Source organism: Moraxella bovis (genome assembly GCF_002014975.1).
Classification (GTDB): Bacteria; Pseudomonadota; Gammaproteobacteria; order Pseudomonadales; family Moraxellaceae; genus Moraxella; species Moraxella bovis.
The window spans coordinates 1-14,096 of the sequence record NZ_MUXV01000049.1 but is presented as its reverse complement, the minus strand read 5'-3'; the positions used below and the strand labels follow the sequence as shown (position 1 = coordinate 14,096).

Here is a 14,096-nt window from a genome sequence, read left to right as displayed (position 1 = left end):
AATGTGTATGTCTATGAATGCAAGCGAAACAGTGCAAGCCGTAGAGCCTGTGGTAAAAGGACGAAGTCTGTGGCAAGATGCATGGCGACGTTTTCGCCGTAACAAAGCCGCCATGGCAAGTGGTGTGATATTGCTTCTTATCACGGTATTTGTGATTGTTGCCCCCATGCTCTCGCCATTTGGCTATGCTGACACAGATTGGAGTAACATGGGTATCGCCCCATCTATGGAAACCAAGCACTATTTTGGTACGGATACCTTAGGGCGAGACTTGCTCGTGCGGACAGCTGTCGGTGGACAAATCTCACTCATGGTGGGGGTTGCTGGTGCGTTGGTGGCGGTATTGGTGGGGACGGTCTATGGTGCTGTCTCTGGCTTTTTGGGTGGTAAAGTGGACATGGTCATGATGCGATTTTTAGAAATCCTAAGTGCCTTTCCTTTTATGTTTTTTGTGATTTTATTGGTAACCCTGTTTGGGCGTAATATCATTTTGATTTTTGTGGCAATCGGTTTGGTATCATGGCTTGACGTGGCTCGTATCGTGCGTGGTCAGACATTAAGCCTAAAAAACAAGGAATTTATTGAAGCCGCTCGAGTCACAGGCGTGAATAACTGGCAAATCGTGACCCGTCATATCGTCCCAAATGTGCTCGGCGTGGTCGTGATTTATGCATCTCTTATCGTGCCGGGTATGATTTTGTTTGAGTCATTTTTGAGCTTTTTGGGGCTGGGCGTGCAAGAGCCGAGAACCAGTTGGGGGGCACTGCTCCAAGAAGGGGCTCAGACCATGCAAGTCGCTCCTTGGCAACTGCTTGTACCATCTACCTTTTTGGTGGTTACACTGTTTTGTTTTAACTTTATCGGCGATGGCTTGCGTGATGCCCTAGACCCAAAGGATAGATGATATGACATTATTACAAGTAAAAAATCTGGACGTATTTTTAAAAACCGATGAAGAGCTTGTCCATGCGGTCAAAGATTCATCATTTACCGTAGAAAAAGGACAGACGCTTGCCATCGTAGGCGAGTCAGGTTCGGGCAAATCGGTCACGTCAATGGCGATTATGCAACTGTTGCCAAAAAACATCGCCAGTTTTGGTAAAGACTCATCGGTACTCTTTGATGGTAAAGAGCTACTTAGCTTGTCTGAGCGTGAGATGCGTGCCATTCGTGGTGATAAGATTGCCATGATTTTCCAAGAGCCCATGACTTCCCTAAACCCATTTGTCCCTATTGGCAAACAAGTGGCAGAAGCGGTCAGCATTCACAACCCGAGCGTGAGCAAATCCGAAGCGACCAAGCTGGCACTTGATACCTTACAAAAGGTCAAAATCCCCAATGCCGACAAAAAAATGACGGCATATCCGCATGAGTTCTCAGGCGGTCAGCTCCAACGCATCATGATTGCGATGGCGATTATCAATAAGCCCGACCTACTCATCGCTGATGAGCCGACGACGGCACTTGATGTGACCACGCAGGCGGAGATTTTGGATTTGATGCTAGAGTTACAGCGTGATTTGGGCATGGCGATTATTTTAATCTCCCATGATTTGCGACTGGTTAAAAAGTACAGCGACCAAGTGTGTGTCATGCAACATGGTGTGATTATCGAGCGTGGCACAACCCAAGACGTCTTTAATAACCCACAGCACCCTTATACAGTGGAGCTTTTGACCCCCATTCCTAATAACCACAAACCCATCCTTGATGAATCCGCTCCCAGACTCATCACAGCGGACGATGTCAAGGTGGACTATGTCGTCGCACGCAACTTTTTTGGTAAGCCGACCAAGACTTTTAATGCGGTCAAAGGTATTACGCTTGACCTAAAAGTGGGCGAGACGCTTGGTATTGTGGGCGAGTCAGGTTCGGGCAAATCCACGCTGGGGCGTGCCATCATGCAGATTGTGGCGTCCACGGGCGACATTCGTTTTAATGGCGAAAAAATCATTGACACAAAGAGCGACAAACGCCAAGCCCTACGCCGTGACATGCAAATCGTTTTTCAGGACCCTTTTAACTCACTCTCGCCCCGCTTGACCGTGCGTGAGATTATCGAAGAAGGCTTGACCGTGCATTTTCCACAGATGACCAAAGAAGAGCGTCGGCAAAAGGTGGTGAAGATTTTAAAAGAAGTCAATCTATCGCCTACTATGATAAACCGCTATCCGCATGAGTTCTCAGGCGGTCAGCGTCAGCGTATCGCCATCGCCCGAGCGATTATCTTAGAGCCGAAATTTGTCCTGCTTGATGAGCCGACTTCTGCTCTTGACCGCTCTACTCAAATCATGGTGGTCGAGCTTTTAAACGACCTACAAAAGAAATATGGACTAAGCTATATCTTTATCAGTCATGATTTGTCGGTGGTTAAAGCACTCTCTGACCGTGTGATTGTGATGAGTGGGGGCGAAGTGGTGGAGATGGGTACAGCAAGACAGATTTTTGAAGAGCCAAAACATAAGTACACCCAGCTGTTGGTGCAAGCGTCTAATTTGTCTTAATTTATTTTGCCCCATCCAACAAAAAACCAGTCAAGCGACTGGTTTTTTTATCGTGGTTTGGTGCAAAGTTTATCCGATAACCCCAAAAAACTGTAACAAAAACAGCCCTGTAAACCCTGTCAAAAACACAATCCCACAGATGGCATACACGTTCATCAAAGGCGAGAGTTTCTTGCCACGGCTTTTGATGAGTGAGTAGTTCAAATAGGCAAAAATCGGTGCGGTAACAAAGGCAGAAATCATGGCAAATTTGAGCAAAGTTGCCATCTGCCCCATAAAGAACGTGATAAGCCCAAAACCTGTGATGGTGGTGACGGTCGTCCAAAACAGCGTGGTTTTGCCTGATGACTTGTGTCCGCTGATGAGCGTAAAGCATTCGGCGTTGGCACGACCATAGCCATCCACGCAAGTGATGATGGTGCCAAACATGCACAAAAAGGCGATGAACGTCACCAAACCCCTTGCCCATTCGCCGATGGTGTTGGTGTACATGTCAATGAGCTGCCCGATGTAGGCACCGCCTTGCATGGCAATCTCTTGTCCTGTGCCATACTGGACAAACACCCCCAATGCCAAGAAAAATAACGCCAAGATGGTAGAAGTAAGATAGCCAACATTAAAGTCAAGCAAGCCTTGCTTGTGCGTGGGGTGGTCGTCACGGATTTTTTTGGCAGTCCATATTGATGAGATGACAGAGAATTCTAATGGTGTTGGCATCCAGCCCATCAAAGCGATGATAAAGGCAAGCCCTGCCATGTTAAAGGGCGAGACCGCCACAAAGTCAGGAGCAGGCGGGGAGGCTTTTGCCCCTGCGACCATCACTGCCAAGACGGTCGTTACGGTCAAAAGAATGATGATCCATTTGGTAACATTATCAAGCACTCGAAAATGCCCAAAGATAAGGAGTGCCCAAGAAGTAACCATGACCAAGCCTGATAAAGCAATGGTAGATAGTTCAAAGGGGAGCATGTAGCTTAAAATCACCGCCGTCAGCAGTGCCACTGCCCCCGTGCTAATCATGCCTGATAAGATGGATAGGATAAAAAATACCCAAAGATAAAATTTGGATTTTTTGGCGTAGCCTGTGATGAGACTGTCGCCTGTCTCATAAGCATAGTCGGTGGCAAAGCGAAAAAAGGGGTATTTAAAAAAGTTTGCCAATAAGATGATGATGGCAAGTTGCCAACCATACAACGCCCCTGCTTGTGTTGATGCGACCAAATGCGACCCACCAATGGCAGCAGATGCAATCAAGATGCCCGGTCCAAAGGCTCTCCAGTTAATGCGATTAGCCATAATTGCCCCAATAATAAAAATAAAGTTTTTTGATATTAGCATACTATAGCTTATTGTTTTATAATTTTTTATGATTAATAATTTATATTATGCAGAAATTATTATGTATAAAGCAGGTATTTTGTAAAAATGTTACCAACGGTCGGCATGCCCTTTATATTTGTGGTTTTGCCCTTATAATATGCCATTATTTTTTAAGAGAATATCGCAATGACTACTTTTGTCAGTTTTAATATCAACGGACTGCGTGCCAGACCCCACCAACTTGTTGCCGTGCGTGATACGCTTGGGGCGGATATTATCGGTTTGCAAGAAACCAAAGTTCATGATGAAGCCTTTCCCTTAAAAGACGTGGAGAGCCTTGGCTATCATGTGGAATTTTTTGGGCAAAAGTCGCATTATGGCGTGGCGATTTTGTCCAAATTTGAGCCGATTTTTGTACAAAAGGGCTTTCCCTTTGCCGATGTGGACGCCCAAAGACGGCTGATTCATGCCAGATTTGATGTCAATGGGCGTAAGATTGATGTCATCAATGGCTATTTTCCCCAAGGCGAAAATCGAGACCATGAGACCAAATTCCCCATGAAACGTGCCTTTTATGCCGACCTAAACCGCTACATTGACGAGCTAAAAGGGCAGGGGCGTGAGCTTGTCATCATGGGCGATATGAACATCTCGCCCCATGACAATGATGTGGGTATTGGCGAGCCAAATGCCAAACGCTGGCTAAAAAATGGTACCTGTTCATTTTTGCCCGAAGAGCGTGAATGGTATGATGAGCTGATGAGTCGTGATTTATATGACACTTACCGTAAGTTTAAGCCTGACAGTGCAGACGAGTTTAGCTGGTTTGATTACCGCTCAAAAGGCTTTGATGACACGCCAAAACGGGGGCTTAGAATTGACCATATTCTGTGTACGGACAAACTTATCCAAGACTGCGTGGGTGCAGGGATTAGCTATGACATTCGTGGGCTAGAAAAACCGTCCGACCATGCACCGATTTGGGCAAGGTTTGAGGTGTGATAACACGAGTATTATTATATACTCAATAGACTTTAAAATTACCACAAACGCAATGATGTTTTGGTGTAGGGGCGTGCTGTGCACGCCTACAAAAAGGGCAGTATTCAAATATCAAAAATTTGTGGTAACTTTAACACAAAAACTTATGATTCCCTTTTATTTTAAAAATTTATTTAACATAATCTTAATTATTTATCCCTATTTTACAAAAAAATTCCAAAATTTCATCATAAAAACCCATCACAAAAACACCTGTATAAGTCTGATTTTATGCTATAATGGCTAATTTTATACTTTTAAAAACATGAAAAACTTAAAACCCACAACCCTAATCCTTGCCCCACACATGGGCGATAATGCAGTGCTTGAAGTGGATGCACATTGGGCAAACTCAGACACGCTTGCCGTCATTTTGCACCCCAATCCCAAAGCAGGCGGGACAATGAATAATAAGGTTGTTACGACCCTATACCGCTTTTGTAAAGAAAATGGCATGGATACCGTGCGGTTTAATTATCGGGGCGTGGGGCGTTCAAGCGGTGAGATTGAGTATGGCAATGGCGAGTATTTGGACAGCCTATGCGTACTTGATTGGGCGCTGCAACAGACGAATGCCAAGACACTCTGGCTGGCGGGATTTTCTTTTGGGGGATTTATTGCGTGCCGTGTGGCGGATAAGGTGTTGGCGGATTACGATGTCAATCTGCAAAAACTCACGCTCGTCGCCCCGTCCATTGAAAAAAACGACCCAACAGGGCTAACCTTGCCGACCGATACGCTCATGATTTATGGCGACCAAGATGAATTTGTCCGCCCAAGCAGTATGGCGGATTTTGCCGATGAGTTTGGCATACGCAGTAAAGTGATGACAGGGGCGAGCCACTTTTTTCATGGGCAACTTAGTGAGTTAAAAGAATTGATTGAAAAATAAACCATGTCAAAATCACAAGACCCAAATAAAGTCAGTCTCGGCGAAGTGTTTGCTTTAATAACAAGCAATAAAGCATTATGTTGGGTGGTGGTTTTGATTACTGCTTTGATAATTGCCGTGCTTTGTGGGATTGCTTATCACAATCAGCAAAAAACCATAAAGAAACACGAGTTATTAAAAGACAATGGCGTGTTGATATTAGCCACGTCCTACCGTGAATATTGTGGAAAGAATGCCACAAGATTTTATCGTTTTGATGTGAATGGTAAAAGGTACATCAAATCTGTTGGAATGTCTTGTGGTAAACCTTTGGGCGATACTGTCGAAGTGTATTATTTAAAAGACAAACCGCACATCAATTTATTTAAAACACAGTTACAACGTGGTGCACCAAGCCATTGGCATTCGGTATTTATGATAATTGTGTGTACGTGTTCGTTGTTATTTTTGACCGTTTATAAAATCATACATTCTTATTTGGTTGCCGAAAAACATTCACAAAATGAGCTTAAATTAAGGAAAAATAATGACCAATTTATCCCCCCAAAAACGCTATGATGAAGCCCTAGCCACAGGCAATTTTAGCCATGATGACGTGCAAGCAAAGGCGGTTGCTTATCTTGACAAATTGCACCATGAAATCATGGCAAGCCAAAACACCAATCAAGGCTTTTTTGCCAGTCTGTTCAAATCCAAACCCACGCCTCCCAAAGGCTTGTATATGTGGGGCGGTGTCGGACGTGGCAAGACGTGGCTTATGGATATGTTTTATGACAGCTTGCCGATAGAGCGAAAAATGCGACTGCATTTTCATCATTTTATGAAGCGGGTGCAGTCCGAGCTTGTCAAATTGCAAGGGCAAGTCAATCCCTTACAAAAAGTGGCGGATATTATCCATGCTGAGGCGGTTGTTATTTGTTTTGATGAATTTTTTGTCTCCAATGTGTCGGATGCCATGATTTTGGGCGATTTGTTTAGTATGCTCTTTGAGCGTGGCATTACGCTTGTGGCAACCTCCAACATTGAGCCGTCTGGACTTTATAAAAATGGCATTCACAGAGACCGCTTTTTGCCTGCCATCGAGCAGGTTGAAAAGCACACAACCGTGATGAATATTGACGCAGGCGTGGATTATCGGCTAAGATTGTTAAAGCAAGCCAAACTCTACTCATCGCCCCTAACGGACGACACCAAAGACTGGCTGTCCGAGCGGTTTGACACGCTGGCAGGTGGTCAAAAAGTGCTGATCGACCCCATTGTCATCGGTGGGCGCAAGATTGATATCATCAAGCGTACCGAGACCATGCTGTTGGCGAGTTTTAGGGATTTGTGTATGCAGCCCCGTTCGGCGTCTGATTTTATTGAGATTGCCAGTGATTTTGATACGGTAATGGTGGATAATGTCCCTGCCTTGACGGATACGTTTATGGACCCAACCAGACGATTTATTTATTTGGTGGACGAATTTTATGACCGCCGTGTCAAATTGCTTGTGCGTGCCGAGCAGTCCATTTTGGAGTTGTATCAAGGCGAAAAACTCGCCTTTGAGATTGAGCGGACACGTTCACGCCTCTTAGAAATGCAGTCCGAAGAGTATCTGTCGGAAGAGCATCGGGTGGAATAGGGGGTTTATAGCAAATTAACCCCAATTTGTACCAATGCTAAATTTTGAAAAATGCCTTGTAGGGGCGTACTTGGCGTACTTTCCACACCCGATGATTGGGTGAATTACATTTGTCTTGTATAAAAAACCTTGATTTTTGGGCAAAATAAATTATTCCTATATATTCATATTCCAAACCGATTAAAAGTAAAATCAAACGAGAACAACCATGAACGACCTAATCTCCCTTATCCATGCTCGCCGTAGCATTGGCAAACTCTCCCTACCCATGCCAAGCCATGATGAGCTAAACACCGCCTTTTTGTGTGCGATGACTGCCCCTGACCATAAGGTGTTACGCCCCTATCGGTTTGGCGTGATGACAGGCAAAGCCCTTGATGAATTTGGGCAGGTATTGCTCCAAGCAGGGCTTGCCAAAGCCGAAGCAGACGGCGAGAGCCTAGATGACACCGCACGCACCAAACTCATCAATATGCCAAAACGGGCTCCGATGATTATCACGGTGGCAACCGACTACAAACAGCACCCAAAAGTGCCAGAGTTTGAGCAACTTCTGTGCGTGGGGGCGGTGGTGCAAAACCTGCTGTTGGCACTACAAAGCATGGGCTATCGCACGGTATGGCGGACAGGCGATTTGTGTAATGAGCCTGCCGTCAAAGCCCATTTTGGGGTTAGCGATGACAATACCGTGTGCGGATTTGTTTATGTTGGGTCAAGCGATATTGCCATGCCTGAGCGTGAAGCGGTGGATTTGTCGGAATTTGTTTATTTTTATCAATAAATTATCAATCTCAACGATTTTGATTGTTTTTGAATGGTAGGGGTAATTTATTCGCCCTTGATAAAACAATGATAAAAAAATTGAAAAGTTAAAAAATTTTTAATTGAATGTTTTAACAATTTGGATCTGTAAAAATCCATGTAAAAGGATGACTCCATGAAATTGCCAAAAGATAACCCCAAAGTCAAAAAAATTGTCGATGTGGCAAGCCAAAGCATCAATCAAGGCTTAGAAGAAGCCCGACATCTTTTAGAAAAATCCGAAGCCGAAGGCGGAATTTTGGCAAACCTTGCCCATCTTGCCAAAAAACGCAAAAAAGAGCCAGACCTCGACACACTTGGCATTCATGTGGATAAGGACATGGATACACCCCTGCGTATCGTGGTACTCGGTGGGGGTAGTTTTGGGACGGCAATGGCAAATTTGTCCGCCAAAAATGGTTGTGAGACAACCCTGTGGGTGCGTGATAAAAAGACGGTCAAAGCCCTACAAAAAACCCGTATTAACAAAAAATACCTACCCAATCATGTACTAGATAGCCGTTTGGCATTTAGTCATGATTTGGCGGAGTCGGTTAAAAGCAAAGACATCATCTTTGTGGCGGTGCCAAGCTCGGCGGTGCGTGAGACTTTGCAAAATATCCGCTCATACATCACACATCAAGCGGTGGTGTCTTTGACCAAGGGTATAGAAAAAGGCATGTTTGCCCTGATGAGCGACATCATCAAGGACGAGTTGCCACAGGTCAATTTTGGGGTGATGAGTGGCCCGAACCTTGCTCTTGAAATCATGAATAACATGCCGTCCGCCAGCGTGATTGCTAGCCCGTCCGAACCACTCAGAGTGGCGGTACAGACGGCACTGCACAGTGCATTTTTTCGGGTGTTTGCCTCCGATGATGTCAAGGGCGTGGAGCTTGGCGGAGCCTTAAAAAACATCTATGCGGTGGCAATGGGTATGGCAAATGCCTATGGCGTGGGCGAGAACACCAAAGCCATGCTACTGACCCGCGCGTTGGCAGAGATGAGCCGATTTGGCGTGGCGGTGGGGGCAAACCCCTTGACGTTCTTAGGCTTATCAGGTGTGGGCGATTTGTATGCCACTTGCAACTCCACCCTAAGTCGCAATTATCAAATCGGTAATATGCTTGGCAAGGGCATCACGCTGGATAACGCCATTAAAAAATTGGGGCAAACCGCCGAAGGGGTCAATACCATCGCTCAGGTGGAAGAGCAAGCCAAAAAACTGGGTATTTATATGCCAATCACTCATGCCTTATATGCGGTGCTATATGAAAACAAATCGGCTCTGAGTGTGGCGGTAAACCTGATGGAAACAGGGTTTCGAAGTGATGTGGAATTTGTCATGCCCCATGATGAGAGCAATGAAAAGCTGTCAAAAGAGTTTGATAAAGTATTAAAAGCAAGTAAAGAGAATAAGCCCAAAGATGATGAAGCTATTGATGATAAAGATGATAAATAGGGTGTGATTGTCAAATTCGCTGTGTTCTTGCAAATGTACCTTTGAAAATTTTAACTAAATATGTAGGCGTGCCTACCATTGATAACATTTTTATAAAATAAGATGAAAATTTGATAATTTAATCAATTTTTGCATGAAAAATGGCTAAATCTTGTGGCTCGAAGTCAAAAGCTTGTTTGATAGAACGACTATCAAACTTCACTTTTTCCTTGAAAAACAGGCGATTTTTCGTGATTTTCATTGCAAATACCAATATTCAACACACCCCAAGGGCAAATTGCAATTTGCCCTATATTAAAAGAAGGATTTACCATGAAACTTATCTTTATCCGACACGGACAAGCAGCCGCCTATTGTGCTGATGATGCTGGGCGTGATTTGACCGAATTTGGACAAGCTCAGGCGAACCAGACTGCCACGCACCTAACCGAACGATATAGCCTTGACATGATTATCGCCAGTCCCTTTAATCGTGCCGACCAAACCGCCAAAATCTTGCAAAATACCGCAACTGACAAAGGACAAAATCCCACGTTCATCACGTTAGACAGTATTACCCCCGATGATGACCCTGTGGTAGGCGTGGCGGACATTGAGCGGATTATTACATCGCACTATGGGCATGAGCATGATAAAGTGATAGCTGTGGTATGTCATATGCCGATAGTCGCTCGTATGGTGGCGTATCTGGACGCAGACGGCTTGCCCCCGCCGATGTTTGACTTGGCAGAATATCGAGTCATGACAGCCGACATCATCGCCCAAGGTCTGGCACGTCAAAGTGAGAGATTCTCGCCTGTGCAACCTTGATGGACTGATAACATAACCGCTACCTATTTGGGTGGCGGTTTTTGATGATAAAAGGCGGTCAAAAGTCAATCATGAGTGATATTTAATCTTTTAACAGAATGTGTTATAATGTCAAAAGATGTATTTATCCATTTTGAGAGACCCATGTCATATAGCTTACTTCGCCCTTATCTATTTTCCATGCAACCTGAAAAAGCCCACGAATGGACGCTTGAAAATTTAGAGCGATTGAATACAGCACGCCTGCTTGGGTTTGCTTATCCACGCCAGTCAATGCCGACCAACTGCATGGGCATTAGCCTGATGAACCCTGTGGGATTGGCGGCAGGGCTTGATAAGAATGGCGAGTATATTGACGCCTTGGCTGAGCTTGGCTTTGGTTTTTTGGAGATTGGTACAGTCACGCCACAACCACAGGCGGGTAGTCCACGTCCGAGAATGTTCCGTTTGCCGGACAGTGGGGCGATTATCAACCGCATGGGCTTTAATAACGATGGCGTGGATAAGATGATTGCCAATATTGAGCGTGCCAAATACAAAGGCGTGCTTGGTATTAACATCGGCAAAAATGCGACCACGCCTGTTGAGAGTGCCTTGGATGACTATGTGTACTGCTTGGAGCGGGTTTATCCGTACGCCAGTTATATCACCATTAACATTTCTAGTCCCAACACCGCCAATTTGCGAAACCTGCAAGGAGCGTCTGAGCTGGCTCATCTGTTAGATGGTATTAAAACTTGCCATACAAAACTGGCAAACGAGCATGGCTACTATGTGCCACTTGCCCTAAAAATCGCCCCTGATTTGAACGAGAGCCAAATAGATGACATCGCTAAAAATCTCACCAACTTTGACATTGATGGGCTGATTGCCACGAATACCACGTTATCACGGGTGGGTGTCGAAGACCAAGAGCATGCCCATGAAGATGGTGGGTTGTCAGGTAGACCGCTTAGTCATCAAAGCACGTTGGTACTGACGGCATTTGCTGAGCGACTGTCGGGCAAGGTGGATTTGATTGGGGTGGGCGGTATTGACACGGGTGATTTGGCGGTGCGTAAACTGAGTGCAGGAGCGACCGCCGTACAGTTGTACTCAGGACTGGTTTATAAAGGTCCTTCGCTCGTGCAGGACTGCGTGCAAAGCATTGCCAACTACAAAGAGCGTGCCTTGGTTGTGGTGGATAAATCTGATGATTTGGATAAAGACGTGAATGATAGCAACTTGGACAAAAATACTTCGGGCGAGCCGAATAAAGCATGAGTATTCTTGATATTGGTATCGCCTTTATGGTGCTTGTTGGACTGTGGCGTGGTTTTCAAGCAGGGGCGATTAAGACAGCGATGTCACTGGTGGCGTGGTTTGTCGCACTCATTGTGGCGTCAGCGCTTGCCAAAGAGTTCTCGCCTTTGTTTGCAGGTGTGGTTGATAACGAAGTCTTACAGATTTCGCTGGCGTTTTTGGTGATTGTGCTGATTATTGTGAGTATCACGCACGTTATCTCGTGGCTGGCATTAAAAACCTTAAAATTTTTAAAATTGGGCTTTTTGGATAACATTTTGGGTGGTATCTTGGGGGCAGGTAAGGGCGTGTTAAAAGTGCTGATTATCCTAAGTATCGCATCCCCCTTGCTTATTAAACTACCCCAATGGCAAGAATCCATTCTCGCCCAAAACTTACTGCCCCTTGCCCCTGTGGCACAGGCGTTATTGACCGAAGTGCTTGGTGAAGCATGGAATCAAGTAGAAAATCCGTATCAATAGGGCGGATTTTTTAATATAAAAAATTTGTTAAAAATCTGTATCAGCATTAAATCTTTTTAACCTAATTGGCGTGTTGCCAAACTTTTGGAGTGAACAACTATGTGTGGTGTGATTGGTGTGTGTGCCCATGAGCCTGTGGGTCAGATGTTATATGATGGCTTGACCATGTTACAACATCGAGGGCAGGATGCGGCAGGGATAGTAACCCTAAAAGATGACCGCCTGTATCTGCGTAAAGACAATGGCATGGTGCGAGATGTGTTTTTAAATAAGCACATGGTGCGTTTGGTGGGGAATTTTGGTATCGGGCATGTTCGCTATCCGACCGCAGGCACATCAAGCACGGCAGAAGCTCAGCCTTTGTACGTTAATTCTCCCTATGGCATTGCCTTGGCACACAACGGCAACCTAACCAATGCCGAAACCCTTGCCAAAGAAGTCTATGAGCATGACCGCCGTCATTTGAACACCGATTCGGACTCGGAAGTGCTACTTAACATTTTTGCCCATGAACTACAAAAATTCACCAAAACCAAACTCGCCCCCGATGATATTTTTACCGCCTTGCAAGCTGTCTATGACCGCTGTCAAGGGGCGTATGGCGTGGTGGCGATGATAGCAGGACATGGCATGCTCGCATTTAGAGACCCTAACGGCATTCGCCCGCTCATCTATGGTCGCCGTCTGACCTCCGCTGGCGTGGAGTACATGGTGGCGTCTGAGTCGGTGGCACTGACTGCACTGGGCTTTGAAGTGGTGCGAGACATCAACCCTGGTGAAGCGATTTTTATTGATTTAAATTATAACCTGTATACCAAACAATGCACCGACAAAATCAAGCACACGCCTTGTATCTTTGAATATGTATATTTTGCCCGTCCTGACAGTATCATTGATAATATCTCGGTGCATAAGGCTCGCATGCGGATGGGCGAAAAGCTTGCCCAAAAAATCATCGCAGAATGGGGTGATGAGCATGGCATTGACGTGGTCATTCCCATTCCTGATACATCTCGCAACTCGGCACTAGAATGTGCCACTCATCTGGGCGTGAAATACCGTGAAGGCTTTAACAAAAACCGCTATATCGGGCGTACCTTTATCATGCCTGGGCAGTCCATGCGTAAAAAGAGTGTCCGCCAAAAGCTAAATGCCATTCCTTTGGAATTTAAAAACAAAAACGTCCTATTGGTGGATGATTCTATCGTGCGTGGGACGACCTGTCATGAGATTATTCAGATGGCACGAGATGCTGGGGCGAAAAACGTCTTTTTTGCATCCGTTGCCCCGCCTGTGATTTTTCCCAATGTCTATGGCATTGACATGCCAGTGCGGAGTGAGTTGATTTCATCGGGGCGTACGGTTGATGAAGTGCGTGAGATTATCGGGGCTGACCGCTTGATTTTCCAAGATTTGGATGATTTGGTGGAAGCGGTTAATAACACCAAATACAGTCGTGTTGATGGCTTTGACTGCTCGGTGTTTGACGGCTGTTATGTGGCGGGGCAGATTACCGAAGAGTACCTACAAGAGCTACAAGCCAAACGCAATGACGGTGCCAAAAAACAGCAAGTGGCAAATAACCCTGTGGACATTACAGGGATCATGGAATAAACCAATGGTTTGTAAAAACAGGTCTTAACGGATAAGACCTGTTTTTATTTATAGATAAATCACTAGTCCTTTATAAAAAGCTAAAAATTAAGCCTGCTAATTAGGGTGTGCCTGCCATTGGGCTGATGGAGTTATTATTGGCAAATCACATTCGCTCTGTGATAAAGTATGACTTTTGGGTGAATGGCAATTTGTCCCATACGTCCAAATTTTAAAAATATATCTTTATTAAAAAATACCAGATGTTAATTTTCAATATCTATTT

General features: G+C 45.1%; 13 protein-coding genes and 1 pseudogene. 12 read left to right on the top strand and 2 right to left on the bottom strand.

The genetic code is table 11. The features are described 5' to 3' along the window. Positions 1-7 precede the first annotated feature (7 nt). Entirely contained in the window at positions 8-904 is an 897-nt protein-coding gene (gene oppC / locus B0182_RS11125) for an oligopeptide ABC transporter permease OppC (RefSeq protein ID WP_208624095.1), read from the top strand. 1 nt (position 905) lies between these two features. Beyond that, complete coding sequence (locus tag B0182_RS11120) at positions 906-2,504, top strand: ABC transporter ATP-binding protein (protein ID WP_078275001.1); 1,599 nt, start codon at positions 906-908, stop codon at positions 2,502-2,504. Positions 2,505-2,573: 69 nt separating this feature from the next. On the opposite strand, the gene B0182_RS11115 is transcribed toward B0182_RS11120, so the two are convergent. Next, positions 2,574-3,800, bottom strand: a complete 1,227-nt coding sequence (locus B0182_RS11115) for an NRAMP family divalent metal transporter (RefSeq protein ID WP_078275017.1) — start codon at positions 3,798-3,800, stop codon at positions 2,574-2,576. 210 nt (positions 3,801-4,010) lie between these two features. On the opposite strand from B0182_RS11115, the gene xthA reads away from it, so the two are divergent. From xthA to B0182_RS11085, 6 genes are all read left to right on the top strand, one after another. Next, positions 4,011-4,826: an exodeoxyribonuclease III gene (gene xthA, locus B0182_RS11110; protein WP_078275000.1), complete on the top strand. Its 816-nt coding sequence runs from the start codon at positions 4,011-4,013 to the stop codon at positions 4,824-4,826. 304 nt (positions 4,827-5,130) lie between these two features. Next, positions 5,131-5,757, top strand: a complete 627-nt coding sequence (locus B0182_RS11105) for an alpha/beta hydrolase (protein WP_228157819.1) — start codon at positions 5,131-5,133, stop codon at positions 5,755-5,757. A 3-nt stretch (positions 5,758-5,760) separates the two neighbouring features. Then, positions 5,761-6,315: a hypothetical protein gene (locus tag B0182_RS11100; RefSeq protein ID WP_078274999.1), complete on the top strand. Its 555-nt coding sequence runs from the start codon at positions 5,761-5,763 to the stop codon at positions 6,313-6,315. Beyond that, positions 6,284-7,381, top strand: coding sequence for a cell division protein ZapE (zapE, locus tag B0182_RS11095; protein WP_078274998.1), 1,098 nt, complete (start codon positions 6,284-6,286; stop codon positions 7,379-7,381). The genes B0182_RS11100 and zapE overlap by 32 nt, the downstream gene beginning before the upstream one ends. 208 nt (positions 7,382-7,589) lie before the next feature. Further along, complete coding sequence (locus B0182_RS11090) at positions 7,590-8,162, top strand: nitroreductase family protein (RefSeq protein ID WP_078274997.1); 573 nt, start codon at positions 7,590-7,592, stop codon at positions 8,160-8,162. 156 nt (positions 8,163-8,318) lie between these two features. Then, positions 8,319-9,644 carry an NAD(P)H-dependent glycerol-3-phosphate dehydrogenase gene (locus B0182_RS11085; protein WP_078274996.1) on the top strand — a complete coding sequence of 442 codons (1,326 nt, stop codon included), beginning with the start codon at positions 8,319-8,321 and terminating at the stop codon, positions 9,642-9,644. Between the two features lie 118 nt (positions 9,645-9,762). Here the strand turns inward: B0182_RS11085 and B0182_RS15235 are convergent, their stop codons facing one another. Further along, complete coding sequence (locus B0182_RS15235; RefSeq protein ID WP_264676314.1) at positions 9,763-9,885, bottom strand: hypothetical protein; 123 nt, start codon at positions 9,883-9,885, stop codon at positions 9,763-9,765. Between the two features lie 71 nt (positions 9,886-9,956). Here B0182_RS15235 and sixA point away from each other — a divergent pair, with 71 nt between their 5' ends. The 4 genes and pseudogenes from sixA to purF all read left to right on the top strand — a co-directional run bounded on the left by sixA (position 9,957) and on the right by purF (position 13,831). Further along, positions 9,957-10,454 (top strand): phosphohistidine phosphatase SixA, encoded by a 498-nt coding sequence (sixA, locus tag B0182_RS11080; protein ID WP_078274995.1) that lies wholly within the window; start codon positions 9,957-9,959, stop codon positions 10,452-10,454. Positions 10,455-10,598: 144 nt separating this feature from the next. Then, positions 10,599-11,612: pseudogene (locus B0182_RS11075) on the top strand (quinone-dependent dihydroorotate dehydrogenase); the annotation flags it as partial. A gap of 101 nt (positions 11,613-11,713) precedes the next feature. Further along, positions 11,714-12,217, top strand: a complete 504-nt coding sequence (locus B0182_RS11070; protein WP_029102893.1) for a CvpA family protein — start codon at positions 11,714-11,716, stop codon at positions 12,215-12,217. A gap of 99 nt (positions 12,218-12,316) precedes the next feature. Beyond that, positions 12,317-13,831 carry an amidophosphoribosyltransferase gene (gene purF / locus B0182_RS11065; RefSeq protein ID WP_078274994.1) on the top strand — a complete coding sequence of 505 codons (1,515 nt, stop codon included), beginning with the start codon at positions 12,317-12,319 and terminating at the stop codon, positions 13,829-13,831. Positions 13,832-14,096: the final 265 nt, after the last annotated feature.

What these genes read in the sequence shown, in the direction of transcription:
- oppC (WP_208624095.1), top strand. Translation starts at nt 8, where the DNA reads ATGTCTATGAATGCAAGCGAAACAGTGCAAGCCGTAGAGCCTGTGGTA.
- B0182_RS11120 (WP_078275001.1), top strand. Translation starts at nt 906, where the DNA reads ATGACATTATTACAAGTAAAAAATCTGGACGTATTTTTAAAAACCGAT.
- B0182_RS11115 (WP_078275017.1), bottom strand. Translation starts at nt 3,800, where the DNA reads ATGGCTAATCGCATTAACTGGAGAGCCTTTGGACCGGGCATCTTGATT.
- xthA (WP_078275000.1), top strand. Translation starts at nt 4,011, where the DNA reads ATGACTACTTTTGTCAGTTTTAATATCAACGGACTGCGTGCCAGACCC.
- B0182_RS11105 (WP_228157819.1), top strand. Translation starts at nt 5,131, where the DNA reads ATGAAAAACTTAAAACCCACAACCCTAATCCTTGCCCCACACATGGGC.
- B0182_RS11100 (WP_078274999.1), top strand. Translation starts at nt 5,761, where the DNA reads ATGTCAAAATCACAAGACCCAAATAAAGTCAGTCTCGGCGAAGTGTTT.
- zapE (WP_078274998.1), top strand. Translation starts at nt 6,284, where the DNA reads ATGACCAATTTATCCCCCCAAAAACGCTATGATGAAGCCCTAGCCACA.
- B0182_RS11090 (WP_078274997.1), top strand. Translation starts at nt 7,590, where the DNA reads ATGAACGACCTAATCTCCCTTATCCATGCTCGCCGTAGCATTGGCAAA.
- B0182_RS11085 (WP_078274996.1), top strand. Translation starts at nt 8,319, where the DNA reads ATGAAATTGCCAAAAGATAACCCCAAAGTCAAAAAAATTGTCGATGTG.
- B0182_RS15235 (WP_264676314.1), bottom strand. Translation starts at nt 9,885, where the DNA reads ATGAAAATCACGAAAAATCGCCTGTTTTTCAAGGAAAAAGTGAAGTTT.
- sixA (WP_078274995.1), top strand. Translation starts at nt 9,957, where the DNA reads ATGAAACTTATCTTTATCCGACACGGACAAGCAGCCGCCTATTGTGCT.
- B0182_RS11070 (WP_029102893.1), top strand. Translation starts at nt 11,714, where the DNA reads ATGAGTATTCTTGATATTGGTATCGCCTTTATGGTGCTTGTTGGACTG.
- purF (WP_078274994.1), top strand. Translation starts at nt 12,317, where the DNA reads ATGTGTGGTGTGATTGGTGTGTGTGCCCATGAGCCTGTGGGTCAGATG.